The sequence below is a fragment of the Mesorhizobium sp. J18 genome, from assembly GCF_007829525.1.
In the GTDB taxonomy this organism is placed as follows: Bacteria; Pseudomonadota; Alphaproteobacteria; order Rhizobiales; family Rhizobiaceae; genus VLJP01.
Window position 1 is genome coordinate 74,024 of sequence record NZ_VLJP01000008.1, and the last position, 16,298, is coordinate 90,321.

Below are 16,298 nucleotides of genomic sequence, written 5' to 3' on the forward strand. Positions count from 1 at the left end.
CTCAGCCAGTCGCGCCGACAGAATCTGTCTTCTTGCCAAGGAGCATGCGTGTGGCGCCGGCGACATCCTTCTGTCTCATCAGGCTCTCGCCGACCAGGAAGGTACGGATATTCGTCTTTGCGAGACGTTGGCAGTCCTCATGGGTGAAGATCCCGCTCTCACCCACGACCAACCGGTCCGACGGCACCTGTGGCGCGAGACGCTCCGATGTCTCAAGCGTCGTCTCGAAAGTGCGAAGATTGCGATTGTTGATACCGATCAGCCGTGAAGAAAGGGCAAGCGCACGCTCCAGTTCCACCTCGTCATGCACCTCGACAAGCACGTCCATGCCGAGTTCGAAGGCGGTTTCTTCAATCGCTTTGGCCTCATCATCCGAAAGGCTCGCCATGATCACGAGAATGGCGTCGGCGCCCCAACTCCGTGCCTCGAAGACCTGGTAGGGTTCGAACATAAAGTCCTTGCGCAAGACGGGCAGGGCAGTGGCCTCCCGAGCAGTGGTCAGGTATTCCGGCGCGCCATGGAAGGATGGGATATCGGTTAGCACCGAGAGGCAAGCAGCGCCACCCTCCTGATATTGCCGCGCCAGCTCTACGGGATCGAAGTCGGCACGGATAAGTCCCTTGGAGGGGCTTGCCTTCTTGATTTCCGCAATCAGCGCGAACTCCCCTGCGTCCAGGAGCGCCGACAGCGCTGCCTCAAAGCCTCTCGGAGGCTCGGCATCCGCCGCCCGCGCCCTGATCTCGGCAAGCGGGACACGAGCCTTGGCGGCCGCAATCTCCTCGCGCTTATAAGCTTCGATCTTCTTCAGAATATCCGCCATGCCTTATGCGGTCCCGTCATTCGATACCTGCACCAGTTTGGTCAGCGCTTCCATCGCCTTGCCGCTATCCAGCGAAGCGGCGGCAAGCTCTACCCCTTCCTTAAGCGTCCTGGCACGTCCGGCCACCACCAGCGCGCCACCGGCGTTCAGAACCGCGATGTTGCGATAGGCGTTCTTCGTTCCGCCAAGGACAGCGCGTAAGGCTTTGGCATTGTAGACGGCGTCCGCGCCTTTCAACTCGGACATGTCCACCCGCGATAAACCGACATCCGCGGGCTCGATTTCAAAGGTGCGGATCTCGCCGTTCTCAAGTGCTGCAACTTGCGTGACGCCGGCTGTCGTCATCTCGTCGAGACCGTCGCCATATACTACCCAGGCCGCTTCGGTTCCAAGACCCTTGAGAACATGGGCGATTGGCTCAACCCAGTCGGGAGAATAGACGCCGACAAGCTGATGCTTCACGCCGGCCGGATTGGAGAGAGGACCGAGCAGGTTGAAGATTGTCCGTGTGCCAAGCTCGACGCGGGTCGGTCCCACATGCCGCATGGCCGAATGATGCGCCGGAGCAAACATGAAGCCCACGCCGGCCTCGCGGATGCAGGCGCTGATCGTTTTCGGCCCGATATCAATATTCACGCCCAAGGCGGCCAGGGTATCGGCCGCACCCGAACGCGAGGAGAGGGCCCTGTTGCCATGCTTGGCCACGGGCACGCCGGCGCCAGCGACGATGAAAGCCGCACAAGTCGAGACATTGTAGGAACCGGAAGCATCGCCGCCGGTTCCGACGATGTCGATCGCCCCGGCGGGCGCCTCGACGGGCAGCATCTTGGCACGCATGGTGGCGACGGCGCCGGAAATCTCCGGAACAGTCTCTCCACGGACCCTCAGCGCCATGAGGAAGCCGCCGATCTGGCTCGGCGTCGCTTCACCGGACATCATGATGTCAAAGGCTTCCCGCGCCTCCTCGAAGGTCAGCGACTGACCAAGCGCGACTTTGGCAATATGGTCCTTGAGCCCTTGCATCGCGCGCTCAGAAGCTGAGTGCCTGCTGCATGACGTTACGGTTCACCGTCACGTCATATTTGGTTTGCAGGCGCATGACCAGTTCATCCAGCAGGTCGCCGGAAAGCCCGGAAGCTATCGCATTGCGCATGTCTTCCGGCAGCGAATCCGGCCCGGCGCCAGCTGGCTCGAAGACCTCCGTCACCTGGAAGAGGAAACGAGAGTCGCCGGAGGGGCCGGCAAACACGCCCGTGCCGCCCTTCGGCACCCCGAACACGGCCGCCACGCCGGCACGCCCGATATCGGCATCGTCTGCTTCGCGGCGCAGGCCGCGCTTGGTCTGGGTCTCCTGTCCGATTTCGGAAGCGATCTCCTGCAGGGACTTGCCGTCCTTCAACTGCTTCTCCAACTCAGTCGCGCGCTCCTCGAGGCGGCTTATCGCTTCCTCCTCCTTCCAGTCAGTCACGACCTGATCCCGCACCTCGTCAAGCGTGCGGTCGCGGGCCGGCGTGATTTCCTGGACCTCATAAAAGACGAAACCGTTGGAGGCGGTGCTGATAGGCGGATAATCCATTTTCTCCTCAGCCTCGAAAGCCGCAGCCAGAAGCTCATTCGACTCCGGCAAATCCGTGATGATCGTGCCGTCTGGCCGGCGGCCGGAGCGATCCACTGCCTCAATCGTTCTGACTTTCAACTTCTGGCTTTCCGCAGCCTCCTGCATGGTTGCCCCGCCAGCGCGAGCATCCTCGTAGCCGTCATGCACATCGAGCAGTATCCGGTTGGCCTCATCGAGGGCGAGATCCTTGGCGATCTCGGCCTGCACCTCGCTCAAGGGCTGGACGCTGGCTTCCTCGATTTGCGTCACGCGGAGGATGACAGATCCGAACTGGCCATCAACAACATTGCTCACCTCGTTCCTGGCAAGGCTGAAGGCCGCTTCGGCCACGGCCGGATCGGCCACATCTTCCTTGGCAAAAGTACCGAGTTGAACATCCTCGAGAGTCTTGCCTTCCGCCTTCACCAGATCTTCGAAGGTCGTGCCCGCCCGGATGCTTTCATAGGCGGTGGTCGCCTCGTCCTTGTTGGCAAAGACGATCTGCTCGATCGTCCGCCGCTCGGGCGTCGTGTAGCTGTCCTTGTGGGTTTCGTAATATTCTCGCACTTGATCCTCGGAAATGGTCGAAGGATCGGCAATGTCCTCGGGTTCCAGCTTGACCAGCGAAATCTTGCGATATTCGGGGGCCGCATAGTCAGCCTTGTGCTCATCGAACCAGGTCTGAAGGATCTCTTGCGAAGGATCTTCGATCGGCTCGACCAGCGAGCGCGGCACCGCCACATATTCGACGGTCCGATCCTCGCCGCGATAAAGGGCCATCGCCCGCAAGAGCGTTTCCGGTGCTTTCATGCCGTCAGACACGGCCTCAACGATCTGCTGGCGGACAGCGGCCTGCTCACGGCTGCGCAGATAATCCTCAGCGCTCATGCCCACCTGTCGAAGGACATACTCGAATTGCTGGCGGTCGAACTGACCGCCCGGCCCATGGAAGGCAGGATCAGAGGCCGTCAGATGAGCGATCCGGTCCCGGGACAAGCCGAGCCCCATTTCGCGCGCCTGTTCGTCGAGCACGGCTCCGGCGACAAGTTGCGCCAGCACCTGGTTGTCAATACCGAACGCAACTGCCTGCTCGCGCGTGATCCGAGAGCCGAAACGCTGGGAGAGTATGGAAAGCTGCCGGTCATAGGCGAGCCGGAATTCATTCATCGAAACCGATGTTGAGCCAGCGCTGACGACATCGCGTCCGCCAGCAGCGTTAAACATGCTGCCGGAAATTCCCCAAACAGCGAAGCTCACGACGAGAAGACCGAGAAGGATTTTAGCCAGCCATGTGCCGGCCGCGCTTCTGAGACTGTCGAGCATTTGGTTTCGGTATCGCCTTGATGATCAATTGCCAGTTTCAAGGGCAATAGCGCCCCTGAACGCTGGTGTCGATTGCTTTGTGGCGTGTTTTTGGTAGTCAGGGACCCCTCGCAGGCCCAAACATCGAAGGAAAAGCAGCATGACGCCAGGCATTCGTCCGCTCGTCGCAGGCAACTGGAAGATGAACGGCACCAGCGCATCCGCCGCCGAACTGCATGCGATCGGCAACGGGTTCATGTCCGGCCACGATGTGGAAGTGGATGCTCTTCTTTGCGTTCCCGCAACGCTCCTTGCCCGCGCATCCGAAATTCTGAAAGCCACGCCCGTCAAGACAGGCGGGCAGGATTGCCACCCGGCCGAAAGCGGTGCCCATACCGGCGACATCTCGGCGGAGATGCTGCGCGATTGCGGTGCTTCTTTTGTCATTGTCGGGCATTCGGAACGGCGTACCGATCATCACGAACGCAATAAGGATGTTGCCGCCAAAGCGGCTGCGGCCTGGCGCGCGGGACTTACTGCAATCATTTGCATTGGCGAAACGCTTGACGAGCGGGAGAAGGGAGAAACGCTCGCTGTCCTTTCAAGCCAGATCGCAGGCTCGGTGCCCAAGGACGCCAAGGCAGCGAACACTGTCATCGCTTACGAGCCTGTCTGGGCGATTGGCACAGGCCTCACTCCGACCGCCGACGATGTCGAGCAAGCACATGCTCACATCAGAAAGGATCTTGCAGCTCTGCTGGGCAGTGAGGCGGAAAAGATGCGCATTCTCTATGGCGGATCGGTAAAGCCTTCCAATGCCGCGGAATTACTGGCTATCCCGAATGTCGATGGCGCTTTGGTTGGTGGAGCCAGCCTCAAGGCGGCGGACTTCCTGGGAATAGCCGAAGCCTACCGCTCGATTTGAACGAGCCATCCTGCCGGATCGCTTGCGGTCCTGCTCCGATTGCCCATATAGGGACGGGGCTTGGAAAAGCGGCCAAAGCCGTGTAATGAGCCGCGTCCGCCGCAAAGGCGCCTGAGAACTGCCGAAAGAAGCCATGGAAACCGTCATCATCGTCATCCACCTGCTGATCGTTATCGCGCTCGTGGGCGTAGTTCTGCTGCAGCGGTCCGAAGGCGGCGGGCTTGGTATCGGCGGCGGTTCGGGCTTCATGACGGCGCGGGGTGCTGCCAATGCCTTGACACGCACGACGGCAATTCTTGCAGCGGCCTTCTTCGCGTCTTCGCTCGCCCTGTCCCTGATTGCTCGCTATGGTGAGCGTCCGATCGATATTCTTGATCGCCTTCCGGCCACGAACACGCAGCAAGACGGCGGCAGCGGTGGTGTTCTCGATCAGCTCGGTGGTGGTGACGAGCCTTCGGCACCGACCCCGGACAGCCCAACGCCACAAACCGAAGTGCCCTCCGGCACCGCTCCTGAAACTGCGCAACCGGAAAGCCAGGCGCCTGCGGATACCGTGCCCGAACCGTCTCAGACACAGACGCCGGAATCGCAGATACCCACCGGCCAGTAACAGGGCAGGGGCTTTTGGCCTCGCCTGTGCTCGGGCAGCAACATATCCACGGATTTGTTCGCTGATCCGCTACCGGACATTGGCAGGTGCCCGTAAATATGAAAGAGGCAACGAGTCGCGCCAGCCACCGGGCCGAGCAGCATGTTTACGACCGCTTAGTTGAGCTGTGCGAGATTGGGGCTCTCGTTCAACAAACTTTGGTAACATCACCATGTCTGCTCGACTATTCGCCGCCGTCAGTCTTGTGGCTCTGACCGTTTCCGTTCCTGCCTTTGCGGCGGGAGGCTTCCACTGGGACCAGGGATCGTCTCGCCCGATCACTCGGCAAGAGGCCACTGCAAAGAAGCACAACAAGCAAGCGGAGAAGGTCCACGCCAGGGCGTCAGATAAACAGGACGCTGTCCCAGGCGTTTCCTTCTCCTTTTTCCGCCGGACATCGCCGGAGGACGCCGTGTCGGCAGTTGCCCGCGAGAAGGATGCCTTGCTGCAGCAGATGACCCAGGGCAAGAAGTCCTTTGTGATAGATGAAAAATTTGCGCCGCAGAAGGTGCGCTTTTCGGGCTATCGCTCCGGCACGATTGTTATCGATACAAAAGCCAAGGCTCTATACCTCGTCGAATCGCCCTTCACTGCTCGGCGTTACCCCATCGCCGTCGGTCGGGAGGGCCTTGCATTCAGCGGCAAGGCTACGGTCGGAGACAAGCAGGAATGGCCGCGTTGGATCCCCACCAAGGACATGATCAAGCGCGAGCCCCACAAATATGCAAAATATGCAGATGGGATGGATGGCGGTCCGAACAACCCCCTCGGCGCCCGCGCCATCTACCTCTATCAGGGCAATCGGGACACCTATATCCGCATCCATGGCACCAACCAGCCGCAGACGATCGGCAGCGCTTCATCGAACGGCTGCTTCCGCATGTTCAACAAGCATGTGATGGAACTCTACGGAAAGGTGAAGATGGGCGCTGACGTGGTGGTACTGTAAGGAGCACAGACGCCTGGCTACCACTATCCGCAAATTTGATTGGCAAATGTGAGCAGGCCTGCAGGGCCCGCTCACATTTCACATCCCGCAGCAGCAGCGGGCAGCGTTCATCTTCGTGCAATGCTGCTAAAACTTGATCTTAAACGAGGTTGAGACCGCTGTGATAAGATCGCTGTCGTATTCATAGCTCGCCTCATCGCCCGCCGGCACGCCATCCACGAATGAGGGATTGGAATCCCCGCTGGTCATGATCCCGATGACCCCGGCAAGGCGTATTTCGATATTTTCGGTCGGTGAATAAGCAACACCCGAACTGAACAGCCAATTGTCGCTCTGCGCCCCGAAATCCGTCGACGTGCCGCGATCCCAGGTGACGCTCACTGCGCCACTCCATTGATCGTTGAACTTGTGACCTATACCGGCAGTGACAGTCCATCCATCCCGATAACCGAGATCGAGAGATGTGATTTCCGCGCCGCCGTTATAGAATGGAATACGCTGCAGCTGGCTCCAATCCGTCCACTTAACAGAACCGAAGGCAAGCCAATCAGGCGCAATACCCGTCTGGACCTTAAGTTCCACGGCATCTGGCATGGCAGTGGAACCAGCGACCGGTATCACTAGTCCGCCCAGCGGATGCAACGCAGATGGCACCTGCGTCAGGTTCACGGTTCCGGAGACGTCGTCAAGCTTCACCTCGCTATAATAGACAAGGCTTGCACGCAGGGCATATTCGGGGATTTCGTATGCTACGCCCGCGCGCCAGCCCCAGCCGTCTCCTGCGAGATCGAGTCGGCCGATACCATTTCCAGGCAGGCCCAAGCCTCCAAGAAGTTCGGGAGGCACCAAAAGGCGCTCCTTGAAACCGTCCATTTCAAGGTAGCTGACGCCGCCTATCACGCGGAACTGACCAGATCCCACGTCGAAACGATAGGAACAGGTCAGCGCATAATTGTCGCTATTCACCTTTGTTTCGATATTATCGCTTGTTCCCCTCCAACGGGCACCCGGATTTGTATGGGCGCCGTACGGCTGGGAATAGTCGACCATGCAGTCCGCGGCATCACCGATGGCAGCCTTGGCACCGATGCGTGGCGACCAGTAGCTTTCAGTGTCATCAGCTTCATCGGAATAACCGGGGATCGCATTCAGATCGCCGCCGCTTGTCGGATTGTCCGTGACATTTTTCAGCTTGCGCTGCGGCATCACGAATGTGGCGGTCGATTCTGCCGCGAAGCGCGAAGGATCGAAAAGCAGGTCTATATTGTAGCCACTTCGCTCAAGACCTCCCGCCTAGGCCGGCGATTGAAGGGCGCAGCCTATCGCAGCCACCAACAATCCCCCCGAGATTCTAGCGCTTACCATCATTTTTCCTCCCGGTAAGTTGCTGAAAGCAGTGTAGATGCTTGACTGCAAATGACAACTTAGAGGAGTAGGAACGACAAGTGCGTGGGCTGAAGTGAAGCCTCGCATTAGAAAATGGAATTAATCTAGAAAGCTACTCTATTAGTAAAATATTCTATTTTATATTTGAAATGTCTGTGTTTTCAAGAATATTGTGCCCATCTTGTCGATTGTTGCACCATGGCAACAACGTGTCTTTTTGATGACCCGAACGCTTATGGATCACATGAGGAATGCATTGGTCCTCCAAAAAGCAAAGGTATGAGGTTTTCCGCACGGCACCGATTCTCTCTTCGGAAATCGGGAGCCGTCGGTCGGCGGGCGCTGTCTTAGGATAGCTCTTGTACATCTCCGCCACAAATTCGCCCCTTTCGGGTCACATTCGATTAAGCGGTCGCTAAGCAATTCCTGTTTAGGAGGGGTTGGACGAGGCGAGGGGCAGCAGGTGGCCACCATCCGTTGTTTTCCGTTCGATTTTTATTGTAGCGGGTTTTTGACGAGGGAATTGGGGACACATGCCATCTAAGATGCGCATCCGCACTAACCGCGGAGTGGTATTCCTTGCGGTGAGCAGCGTGACGCTGGCGCTTACGGGTTGCGGGACACCGGAGCCAAAGGTCAGCGCCAAAGGGTCGAAAGAATACTTCGCCGAATCCGAATATGGCGTGAAAGCGAGTCCTCGAATCTCGCATCTCAGGTCCAATCTGCCGCGCGGTGGCGGCCGATATCAGGTCGGCAAGCCTTACAAGGTCAAAGGCAAATGGTATAAACCGGCAGAGGATCCAGACTACAAGAAGGTTGGCGGCGCATCCTGGTATGGCGACGCCTTTCATGGGCGGCTCACCGCTAATGGTGAAGTCTATGATATGATGCATCTGACGGCCGCGCATCCGACGATGCCGCTGCCGAGCTATGCTCGTGTCACCAATCTCAAGAACGGCAGTTCGGTCATCGTGCGGGTCAACGATCGTGGACCGTTTGCCAATGATCGTATCATCGACCTTTCCAAACGTGCTGCCCAGTTGCTGGATTACCAACATGCAGGCGTGGCCAAGGTGCAGGTGGAATATGTCGGCCCCGCACCGCTCCACGGTCAGGACGAAAGCTACCTTCTCGCTTCATACCGGCCGGGCGGACAGGCACCCGATCCATCCGACGGGCTTCCAACGGGCGTGATGATCGCCATGAACGGACCTACGCCGACCGCAGCGGTCGGAGCTTCCGCGGTTGCGTTTTCCAGTCAGCCGGGCCTGCAGCCGGCAACGTCCGTCGACGGCAGCATCAAGCTTCCCGCTGTTGGCCCGATCATACCTGATCGGCCCGAGATCGGCCTGGTGCTGAACAAAGGGGAACGTCTCGTCCCTGCGCTTTCTTATGCCAGCGACCGTGTCAGACTTGCAGCAGAGGCCTTCGATACGATTGTCGAACCGGATATGACTGCCGAAGATGTGGCCCGGTCCTGGAAGCAAGGGAACAATATTGCGGCTTCTGAAACGGTGATGCCTGAAACTGGCTATATCGTTGCGGGCTCTTGGCATTCCCGCAACGAAGCTGACCGGCAAATGCGGGCGCTTTCCAGCTATGGCCGTGTAGCTCTGGAACAATCCCAACAGGATGGCATGACCTGGTACTCGCTTAGTCTCTATCCTGACGGCCGCATGGATCTGGACGGGATGCTTGAAGCCGCTTGGGATGCCGGCGCCTCGGATGCACTGGTCGTTCGCAACTAGCCTGGTCGAGACATTCAGTTTTGGGCCGCGCACGAACCGGTCTAGCGACTTGGGTTCGGAAACAGCAATACGGTTGATTGAGCGATCTCCACCCTGATAGGTTGCCCGGAAAGGGAACAGATAGGCTATCTGGGGCGATGAAATGGTCATAGGCAGACGGGCTGCGCAGGTGGCTGCGTTTCTCGTTCTTTTGTTGTTCATATCAGTTCAATCCGCGCAGGCGCAGCTTTTCGAGACGAAAGCGAAGCAGGCTTTCATGATTGATGCCGAGACCGGCACGATCCTGTTTTCCAAGGAGCCTGATACGCCTTTTCCGCCGGCATCGCTGGCGAAGCTGATGACCATGGAAGTGGTTTTCCACGCCATCAGGTCAGGCAGTCTGTCGCTCGACGACACGTTCCAGGTCAGTGAGAATGCCTGGCGGACTGGCGGCGCTCCCTCGGGCGGTTCCACGATGTTCGCCGCACTCGGTTCCACCATCCGGCTTGAGGACCTGATTCAGGGCGTCATCGTTCAGTCGGCCAATGACGGCTGCATCATCATTGCCGAGGGCATGGCCGGGTCGGAGGCGGATTTCGCCCAACTTATGACGGAGCGTGCCCGCGCGCTCGGAATGACCAGGTCCGTCTTCAAGAATTCCACCGGGCTTCCAGCCGAAGGTCAGGTGGTTACTGCACGCGAACTCACAATGCTTGCGCTGCATATCTGGCAGGAATATCCAGAGTTCTACCAATACTATACCCAGACGGACTTCACCTGGAACAAGATCCTTCAGCGCAACCGCAATCCGTTGTTGCGGATGGATATCGGTGCCGACGGTATGAAGACGGGCTATACAGAGGAATCCGGATACGCCATCGTCGGTTCCATCGCGCGTGACGGACGCCGCCTTTTCGCTACCATGAGTGGGATGGAAAGTGCCGAGGAGCGCGCCGAGGAAGCCCGCAAGCTGCTCGACTGGGGCATACGAGCCTTCGAAAAGACCGAAATCTTCGCCGAGGGAGAAACTGTCGGTGAGGCAGCGGTTTTCGGCGGCGAGAAAGGCGATGTGAAGCTCACGGCAGAAGGGCCTGTCTCGATATTGGTCCCGGTGGCCAATCGAGACCGGCTTATTGCCCGGATCGTCTATCAGGGACCTGTGGAAGCTCCGGTGGAGGAGGGGACCGAGATCGGCACGCTCAAAGTCTGGATTGGCGACACACTAACTCAGGAAACCCCGCTTTATGCGGCCGAAACGGTAGGTGTAGGCAAACTCCACCAACGGGCTCTGGGGGCGGTCGAGGAACTGTTGATCGGCTGGCTCAGATAGTCGCCGCGTTTTCGCGGACCTTGCCTGCTCGGGGACGAAAGGCCTAAGACCAGACCATCAGAAATCGCCACAGAAACGGATACGGCTTGCTGCGCGGATTCTTCATAACCTTCGAAGGCGGGGAGGGGGCCGGAAAATCGACGCAGGTGCAGCGGCTTGCCGCTGCTTTGCGCGAGCGCGGCCGAGAGGTGGTCGTCACGCGTGAGCCTGGCGGTTCTCCCGGCGCGGAAGCCGTGCGGCATGTTCTTCTTTCTGGAGCCGCGGAACCTTTTGGCTCCGCCATGGAGGCAGTTCTTTTCGCAGCCGCCCGTTCCGATCATGTCGAACAGGTGATCCGCCCCGCCGTCGAGGGCGGCGCTATAGTCCTGTGCGATCGTTTCCTCGATTCCTCGCGCGTCTATCAGGGTGTTACGGGCAATCTCGCTCAGGATTTCATGCGCTCTCTGGAGCGTGTAACAGTCAATGGAATGGTGCCCGACCTTACCATCATTCTCGACATTGATCCGGCCCAGGGACTACAGCGGGCAGCCTCGCGGCGGGGTGAAAGCGATGCCGACCGATTCGAGAAGGAGACCATCGAAATCCATAGGCGTCGACGCGACGCCTTTCTGGAGATCGCCCGATCTGAGCCGGAGAGATATGTCATCATCGATGCCGGGGCTTCGCCCGAGGAGGTGGCGGAACGGATCATCGGCAATGTGTTGCAGGTGATCGGCGAAACCGATCTGTCCGAGGTGCGGTGATGTTCGAGCGAGTTGCTCCAGAACAATTTGATACGCTCCCAGATATACCCGAGCCGGCGGAGAATCCATTGCTCGTCGGCCATAGGGATACCGCCGACATGCTGGTCGAAGCTTATCGAGCCGGGAAACTTCATCATGGGATCCTTCTTGCCGGCCCGCAGGGGATAGGAAAGGCAACGCTCGCCTTCCATCTGGCCCATCATCTGCTGGCCCATCCGGATCGTGCCGCTGCGCCGGAAAGCTTGGTTGCGCCCGATCCGGCTTCACAGACCTTCCGGCTCATTGCCCAGGGCGCGCACCCTTCGCTTCTGCATCTCACGCGGCCCTATGTGGAGAAGGACAGGAAATTCAAGACGGTCATCACCGTCGAGGAGATTCGGCGCGTCAACCGTTTTCTTTCCATGACCTCGCATGACGGCGGCCATCGAGTGGTCATCGTCGATCCGACCGACGACATGAACAACAGCGCCGCCAACGCACTTCTGAAGAGTCTGGAGGAGCCACCACCTGCGACGATTTTCATTCTCGTGGCCCATTCGCTTGGCCGCCTGCTACCGACCATCCGTTCTCGGTGCCAGGTGATCCGCCTTAAGCCGCTCGATCCTGAAGCCCTGCTTTCGCTCTTGGAACAATTGGGAGCGAACCTCCCAAGCGAACCCCAGACGCGCAATGCGCTGATCGAAGGCGCCTTGGGAAGTGCGCGCAATGCGGTGCTAATGACCGAATATGGCGGACTGGAAATTGCCGAAATGACCCGGCGCGTGGTGGAAGGCTCATCCTTCGACGTCGCCGAGGCACATAGGCTGGGGGAGGGCCTGACCGGCCGGGAAAAAGCCGTCCAGTTTTCTATATTCAACCGCGGAGTTCTGGAACTGATTTCGGATCGCGCCGCGGCGCTGGCCAGCAAGGGCGATATGGCCGCCGCCAACCGGATGTCGGAACTTTGGGACGAGGTCAATGGAAAGATCCGTGACGCGGAAATCTATAATCTCGACCGCAAGCAGCATGTGGTCGGCCTGTTGCATCGGCTGCAATTGGCATTTGCTCGTGAGGCCGCACGAATGTGACGGATAGCCATAGCGTCGGCTATGCGCTATCTCGTCGCCAGCAATCAGTTTCTTCTGTCCGGACAATTCCATAATGGCTCGCGAAAAATTCTACATCACTACGGCGATTTCCTATCCGAACGGCAAGCCGCATATCGGCCATGCTTATGAGCTCATCGCCACAGACGCCCTGGCGCGCTTTCATCGTTGTGACGGCAGAGATGTCTTCTTCCTGACCGGCACGGACGAGCACGGCATGAAGATGGTGCAGACCGCGCGTAAGGAAGGTATTTCATCGCGCGATCTTGCCGACAGAAATTCATCCGAATTCAAGAGGATGGCAGAAGCTTTGAATGCTTCGAATGATGACTTCATCCGTACCACGGATGAACGTCATTATCGCGCCAGCCAGGCCATCTGGAAGGCGATGGAAGCCAATGGCGACATCTACAAAGGTGGCTATGCCGGCTGGTATTCAGTACGCGACGAAGCCTATTACGACGAGCAGGAGACGGAACTGCGCGACGACGGCGTACGCTATGGGCCACAAGGAACGCCGGTCGAATGGGTAGAGGAGGAGACCTATTTCTTCCGCCTTTCCGCTTATCAGGATCGCCTGCTTGCCCTTTACGCTGAACGACCGGACTTCATCGGCCCTGCCGAGCGCCGCAATGAGGTTGTCAGCTTCGTGAAGTCCGGGCTCAAGGATCTGTCCATCTCGCGAACGACCTTCGATTGGGGTGTTCCCGTGCCCGGCGACGAAAAGCATGTTATGTATGTTTGGGTAGATGCCCTGACTAACTACATCACCGGTGCAGGTTATCCTGATACAGATGGCGAACGCTGGCATTACTGGCCAGCCGACCTGCATGTCATTGGCAAGGACATCACTCGTTTCCACGCAGTCTACTGGCCGGCGTTCCTGATGTCGGCGGGGATAGAATTGCCGAAGCGGGTTTTCAGCCATGGCTTTCTCTTCAATCGCGGAGAGAAGATGTCGAAGTCGGTCGGCAATGTGATCGATCCTTTTGCGCTGGTAGAGCATTACGGGCTGGACCAGGTGCGCTACTTCTTGCTGCGGGAGGTTCCATTCGGCCAGGATGGCAATTATAGCCACGACGCGATTGTCAACCGCACCAATGCCGATCTGGCAAACGATCTCGGCAATCTCGCACAGCGTTCGCTGTCGATGATCGCCAAGAACTGTGAGGGCAGGGTGCCTGCCAAGGGCTCGTTGCAGGAGGCCGACACTGCTATCCTTGAACAGGCGGAAGCGGCATTGGCAACCGCGCGCAAGGCGATGGCGGAGCAGGCAATCCACACCGCACTGGCGGCGATCTTTTCGGTGGTTGCCGAGGCGAACCGCTACTTCGCTGCGCAGGAACCGTGGGCATTGAAGAAGACCGATCCGGCCCGCATGGAAACGGTGCTCTATACCACGGCGGAGACGATCCGGCGGATCGGCATCCTGTGCCAGCCCTTTATCCCGGGTTCGGCATCAAAGCTGCTCGATCTTCTGGCAGTGCCGGCGGACAAGCGCGAATTCGCGCATGTTTCTGACGAAAATGCGCTGATCCCCGGCCTTGAACTGCCCGCTCCGCAAGGTGTGTTTCCCCGCTATGTGGAGCGGGAAGACGACCAGAAGGGAAACTGAGCTGCAATGCTGGTAGACAGTCATTGTCATCTCGATTTCCCGGACTTCGCCGAGGAGCGAGACGAAATCATCAACCGTGCGCGCCAAGTTGGGGTGGAGCTCATGGTGACCATCTCCACGCGCGTACGCCGCTTCGATGCCGTGCGGGCCATCGCCGAGCGGTATGACCAGGTTTATTGCTCGGTCGGCACCCATCCGCACAACGCGGGCGAGGAACTGGATGTCTCCGCCCAACAGTTAACGGAACTGTCGAAGCACCCGAAAGTCGTCGCCATAGGCGAAGCCGGCCTAGATTACTTCTATGATAAAGCACCGCGTGATGCGCAAGCAGCGGGTTTTCGGACGCATATCGAGGCCGCACGCCGCACGGGTCTTCCGCTGATAATCCATTCGCGCGATGCAGACGAGGACATGGCAGCGATCCTGGAGGAAGAAAGCGGGAAGGGGGCTTTCCCCTTCATTCTCCATTGTTTCTCGTCCGGTGCAGCCTTGGCTGAAACAGGCGTACGGCTCGGAGGATATGTGTCGTTTTCAGGCATACTGACCTTCAAGAACTCGGAGGAGTTGCGCGAGATCGCCCGTGATCTCCCTCGCGACCGGCTGCTCGTCGAAACGGACGCGCCTTATCTCGCGCCGGTACCAAAACGCGGAAAACGCAACGAACCAGCCTTCGTGGCGCACACGGCAAAACTTCTGGGCGAGACGATAGGTGTGGGCGAGGACGAAATCGCCCGCATCACTTCAGATAATTTCTTCCGGCTGTTTACCAAAGTGCCGCGTCCGGATGGCAGGAGCGTCTGAGGCGTGGCGGATCGGCTGCGTTTCACTTTGCTCGGCTGTGGCTCATCGCCCGGCACGCCGAGGATTACAGGCGACTGGGGTGCCTGCGATCCGTCCAATCCGAAGAACCGGCGCCGCCGTGCTGCGGCGCTGGTCGAAAGGTTGACTGAAGACGGTCGGGCAACCCGAGTCGTCATTGATACCGGCCCGGATTTTCGCGAGCAGATGATCGATGCCAAGGTGCCGATGCTGGACGCCGCAGTCTATACCCATATGCATGCCGACCACATCCATGGCATCGACGACCTTAGAGGCTACGCATTGGCCAAGCGGCGCCTGATGGACATCTACGCCGACCGTTCAACATTGGAGCGACTTAGGGAAGCATTCGGCTATTGTTTCGAGACTCCCCCCGGCAGCGCATATCCGCCGATCCTCAAGGCTCATCAGATAAGCCACGAAGAACCATTCAAGATAGAAGGAGAGGGGGGTCCCCTCACCTTTACCCCTTTGCAGCAGATTCATGGCGACATACTCTCGCTCGGTTACCGCATTGGCCCGATTGCTTATTGTCCCGATGTCAGCGATTTCCCGAGCGAAACGGAGCCGCTCATTTCAGGTATCGAGCTGCTTGTGATAGACGCACTCCAATATAAGCCTCATCCCAGTCATTTCTCGCTTTCCGAAGCGCTCGAGTGGATAGAAAAATTGAAGCCTCGTCGCGCCGTACTGACCCATATGCACATACCGCTTGACTACGAGGCCGTACGTCAGGAAACACCCGAAAACGTGGAGCCCGGCTATGATGGAATGGCGCTTGAATTTCCGCTTGCAGGCCTTTGAATACGAATAACTATTATGGGAAGAAGCATCGACCGAGTCCGAGAAGCTGCCGCCCGCGCCGGGTTGCCCATTGAGGTCAAACGCATGGGTGAATCAACCCGTACGGCCGAAGAAGCCGCACGGCAGTGCGGCTGTGAAGTATCCCAGATTGTCAAATCATTGGTTTTCCAAGGCGGACAATCCAGCAAGCTCTATCTTTTTCTGGTATCCGGGTCGAAACAGCTTGATGTGGACAAGGCGTCTGCATTGGCTGGTGAAAAGCTTTTGCGCGCCGATCCACGGCGTGTCCGGGACGAAACCGGCTTTGCCATCGGAGGTGTAGCTCCGATCGGCCATTTGACCGGTATGACGTGCTTTGCGGACGAGTCGCTGCTCAAGCATCCAGTTGTATGGGCGGCCGCTGGCGCGCACGACGCCGTATTCGCGGCCGAACCAAAGCACTTGTTTGCGGCAGCCGTGGCAGCCGACATCGCCGCGTAATACCGTCTTCCAAAAAACCAAAACGACGAAGACAACAATGAGGCGAAGCAGGCAGATCTCTCGGCCA

At 58.6% G+C, this 16,298-nt stretch carries 14 protein-coding genes and 1 pseudogene; 11 read left to right on the plus strand and 4 right to left on the minus strand.

Features of this window, described 5'->3' with window-relative positions; genetic code table 11:
* Window position 1 precedes the first annotated feature (1 nt).
* The 3 genes from trpC to L598_RS04665 are packed head-to-tail and all read right to left on the minus strand — an operon-like array spanning window position 2 to window position 3,740.
* Window positions 2-820 (minus strand): indole-3-glycerol phosphate synthase TrpC, encoded by an 819-nt coding sequence (gene trpC / locus L598_RS04655; protein ID WP_144860796.1) that lies wholly within the window; start codon window positions 818-820, stop codon window positions 2-4.
* Window positions 821-823: 3 nt separating this feature from the next.
* Window positions 824-1,843 (minus strand): anthranilate phosphoribosyltransferase, encoded by a 1,020-nt coding sequence (trpD, locus tag L598_RS04660; RefSeq protein ID WP_144860797.1) that lies wholly within the window; start codon window positions 1,841-1,843, stop codon window positions 824-826.
* 7 nt (window positions 1,844-1,850) lie between these two features.
* Window positions 1,851-3,740 (minus strand): peptidyl-prolyl cis-trans isomerase, encoded by a 1,890-nt coding sequence (locus L598_RS04665; RefSeq protein WP_144860798.1) that lies wholly within the window; start codon window positions 3,738-3,740, stop codon window positions 1,851-1,853.
* A 139-nt stretch (window positions 3,741-3,879) separates the two neighbouring features.
* Between L598_RS04665 and tpiA the strand changes: the two genes are divergently transcribed.
* The 3 genes and pseudogenes from tpiA to L598_RS04680 form a co-directional block, all read left to right on the plus strand.
* On the plus strand, window positions 3,880-4,644 hold the full coding sequence (gene tpiA / locus L598_RS04670) for a triose-phosphate isomerase (protein ID WP_144860799.1): 765 nt from the start codon (window positions 3,880-3,882) through the stop codon (window positions 4,642-4,644).
* 133 nt (window positions 4,645-4,777) lie between these two features.
* On the plus strand, window positions 4,778-5,254 hold the full coding sequence (gene secG / locus L598_RS04675; RefSeq protein WP_144860800.1) for a preprotein translocase subunit SecG: 477 nt from the start codon (window positions 4,778-4,780) through the stop codon (window positions 5,252-5,254).
* A gap of 514 nt (window positions 5,255-5,768) precedes the next feature.
* Window positions 5,769-6,242: pseudogene (locus L598_RS04680) on the plus strand (L,D-transpeptidase); the annotation flags it as partial.
* A gap of 126 nt (window positions 6,243-6,368) precedes the next feature.
* Here the strand turns inward: L598_RS04680 and L598_RS04685 are convergent.
* Window positions 6,369-7,505, minus strand: a complete 1,137-nt coding sequence (locus tag L598_RS04685; protein WP_246658634.1) for an OmpP1/FadL family transporter — start codon at window positions 7,503-7,505, stop codon at window positions 6,369-6,371.
* 656 nt (window positions 7,506-8,161) lie between these two features.
* On the opposite strand from L598_RS04685, the gene L598_RS04690 reads away from it, so the two are divergent.
* The 8 genes from L598_RS04690 to L598_RS04725 all read left to right on the plus strand — a co-directional run bounded on the left by L598_RS04690 (window position 8,162) and on the right by L598_RS04725 (window position 16,231).
* Window positions 8,162-9,376, plus strand: coding sequence for a septal ring lytic transglycosylase RlpA family protein (locus tag L598_RS04690; RefSeq protein WP_144860802.1), 1,215 nt, complete (start codon window positions 8,162-8,164; stop codon window positions 9,374-9,376).
* Between the two features lie 142 nt (window positions 9,377-9,518).
* Complete coding sequence (locus tag L598_RS04695; RefSeq protein ID WP_144860803.1) at window positions 9,519-10,685, plus strand: D-alanyl-D-alanine carboxypeptidase family protein; 1,167 nt, start codon at window positions 9,519-9,521, stop codon at window positions 10,683-10,685.
* Window positions 10,686-10,771: 86 nt separating this feature from the next.
* Window positions 10,772-11,428, plus strand: coding sequence for a dTMP kinase (gene tmk, locus L598_RS04700; RefSeq protein WP_144860804.1), 657 nt, complete (start codon window positions 10,772-10,774; stop codon window positions 11,426-11,428).
* A complete protein-coding gene (locus L598_RS04705; RefSeq protein ID WP_144860805.1) occupies window positions 11,428-12,495 on the plus strand; it encodes a DNA polymerase III subunit delta' in 1,068 nt (355 codons plus the stop codon). Before tmk ends, L598_RS04705 begins: the two co-directional genes overlap by 1 nt.
* 73 nt (window positions 12,496-12,568) lie before the next feature.
* Complete coding sequence (metG, locus tag L598_RS04710) at window positions 12,569-14,128, plus strand: methionine--tRNA ligase (protein ID WP_144860806.1); 1,560 nt, start codon at window positions 12,569-12,571, stop codon at window positions 14,126-14,128.
* Between the two features lie 6 nt (window positions 14,129-14,134).
* Window positions 14,135-14,929, plus strand: a complete 795-nt coding sequence (locus L598_RS04715; RefSeq protein ID WP_144860807.1) for a TatD family hydrolase — start codon at window positions 14,135-14,137, stop codon at window positions 14,927-14,929.
* A gap of 3 nt (window positions 14,930-14,932) precedes the next feature.
* Window positions 14,933-15,751, plus strand: coding sequence for an MBL fold metallo-hydrolase (locus tag L598_RS04720; protein ID WP_144860808.1), 819 nt, complete (start codon window positions 14,933-14,935; stop codon window positions 15,749-15,751).
* A gap of 84 nt (window positions 15,752-15,835) precedes the next feature.
* The gene (locus L598_RS04725; protein ID WP_348642732.1) at window positions 15,836-16,231 is read left to right on the plus strand and encodes a YbaK/EbsC family protein; all 396 of its coding nucleotides are present in this window, start codon (window positions 15,836-15,838) and stop codon (window positions 16,229-16,231) included.
* Window positions 16,232-16,298: the final 67 nt, after the last annotated feature.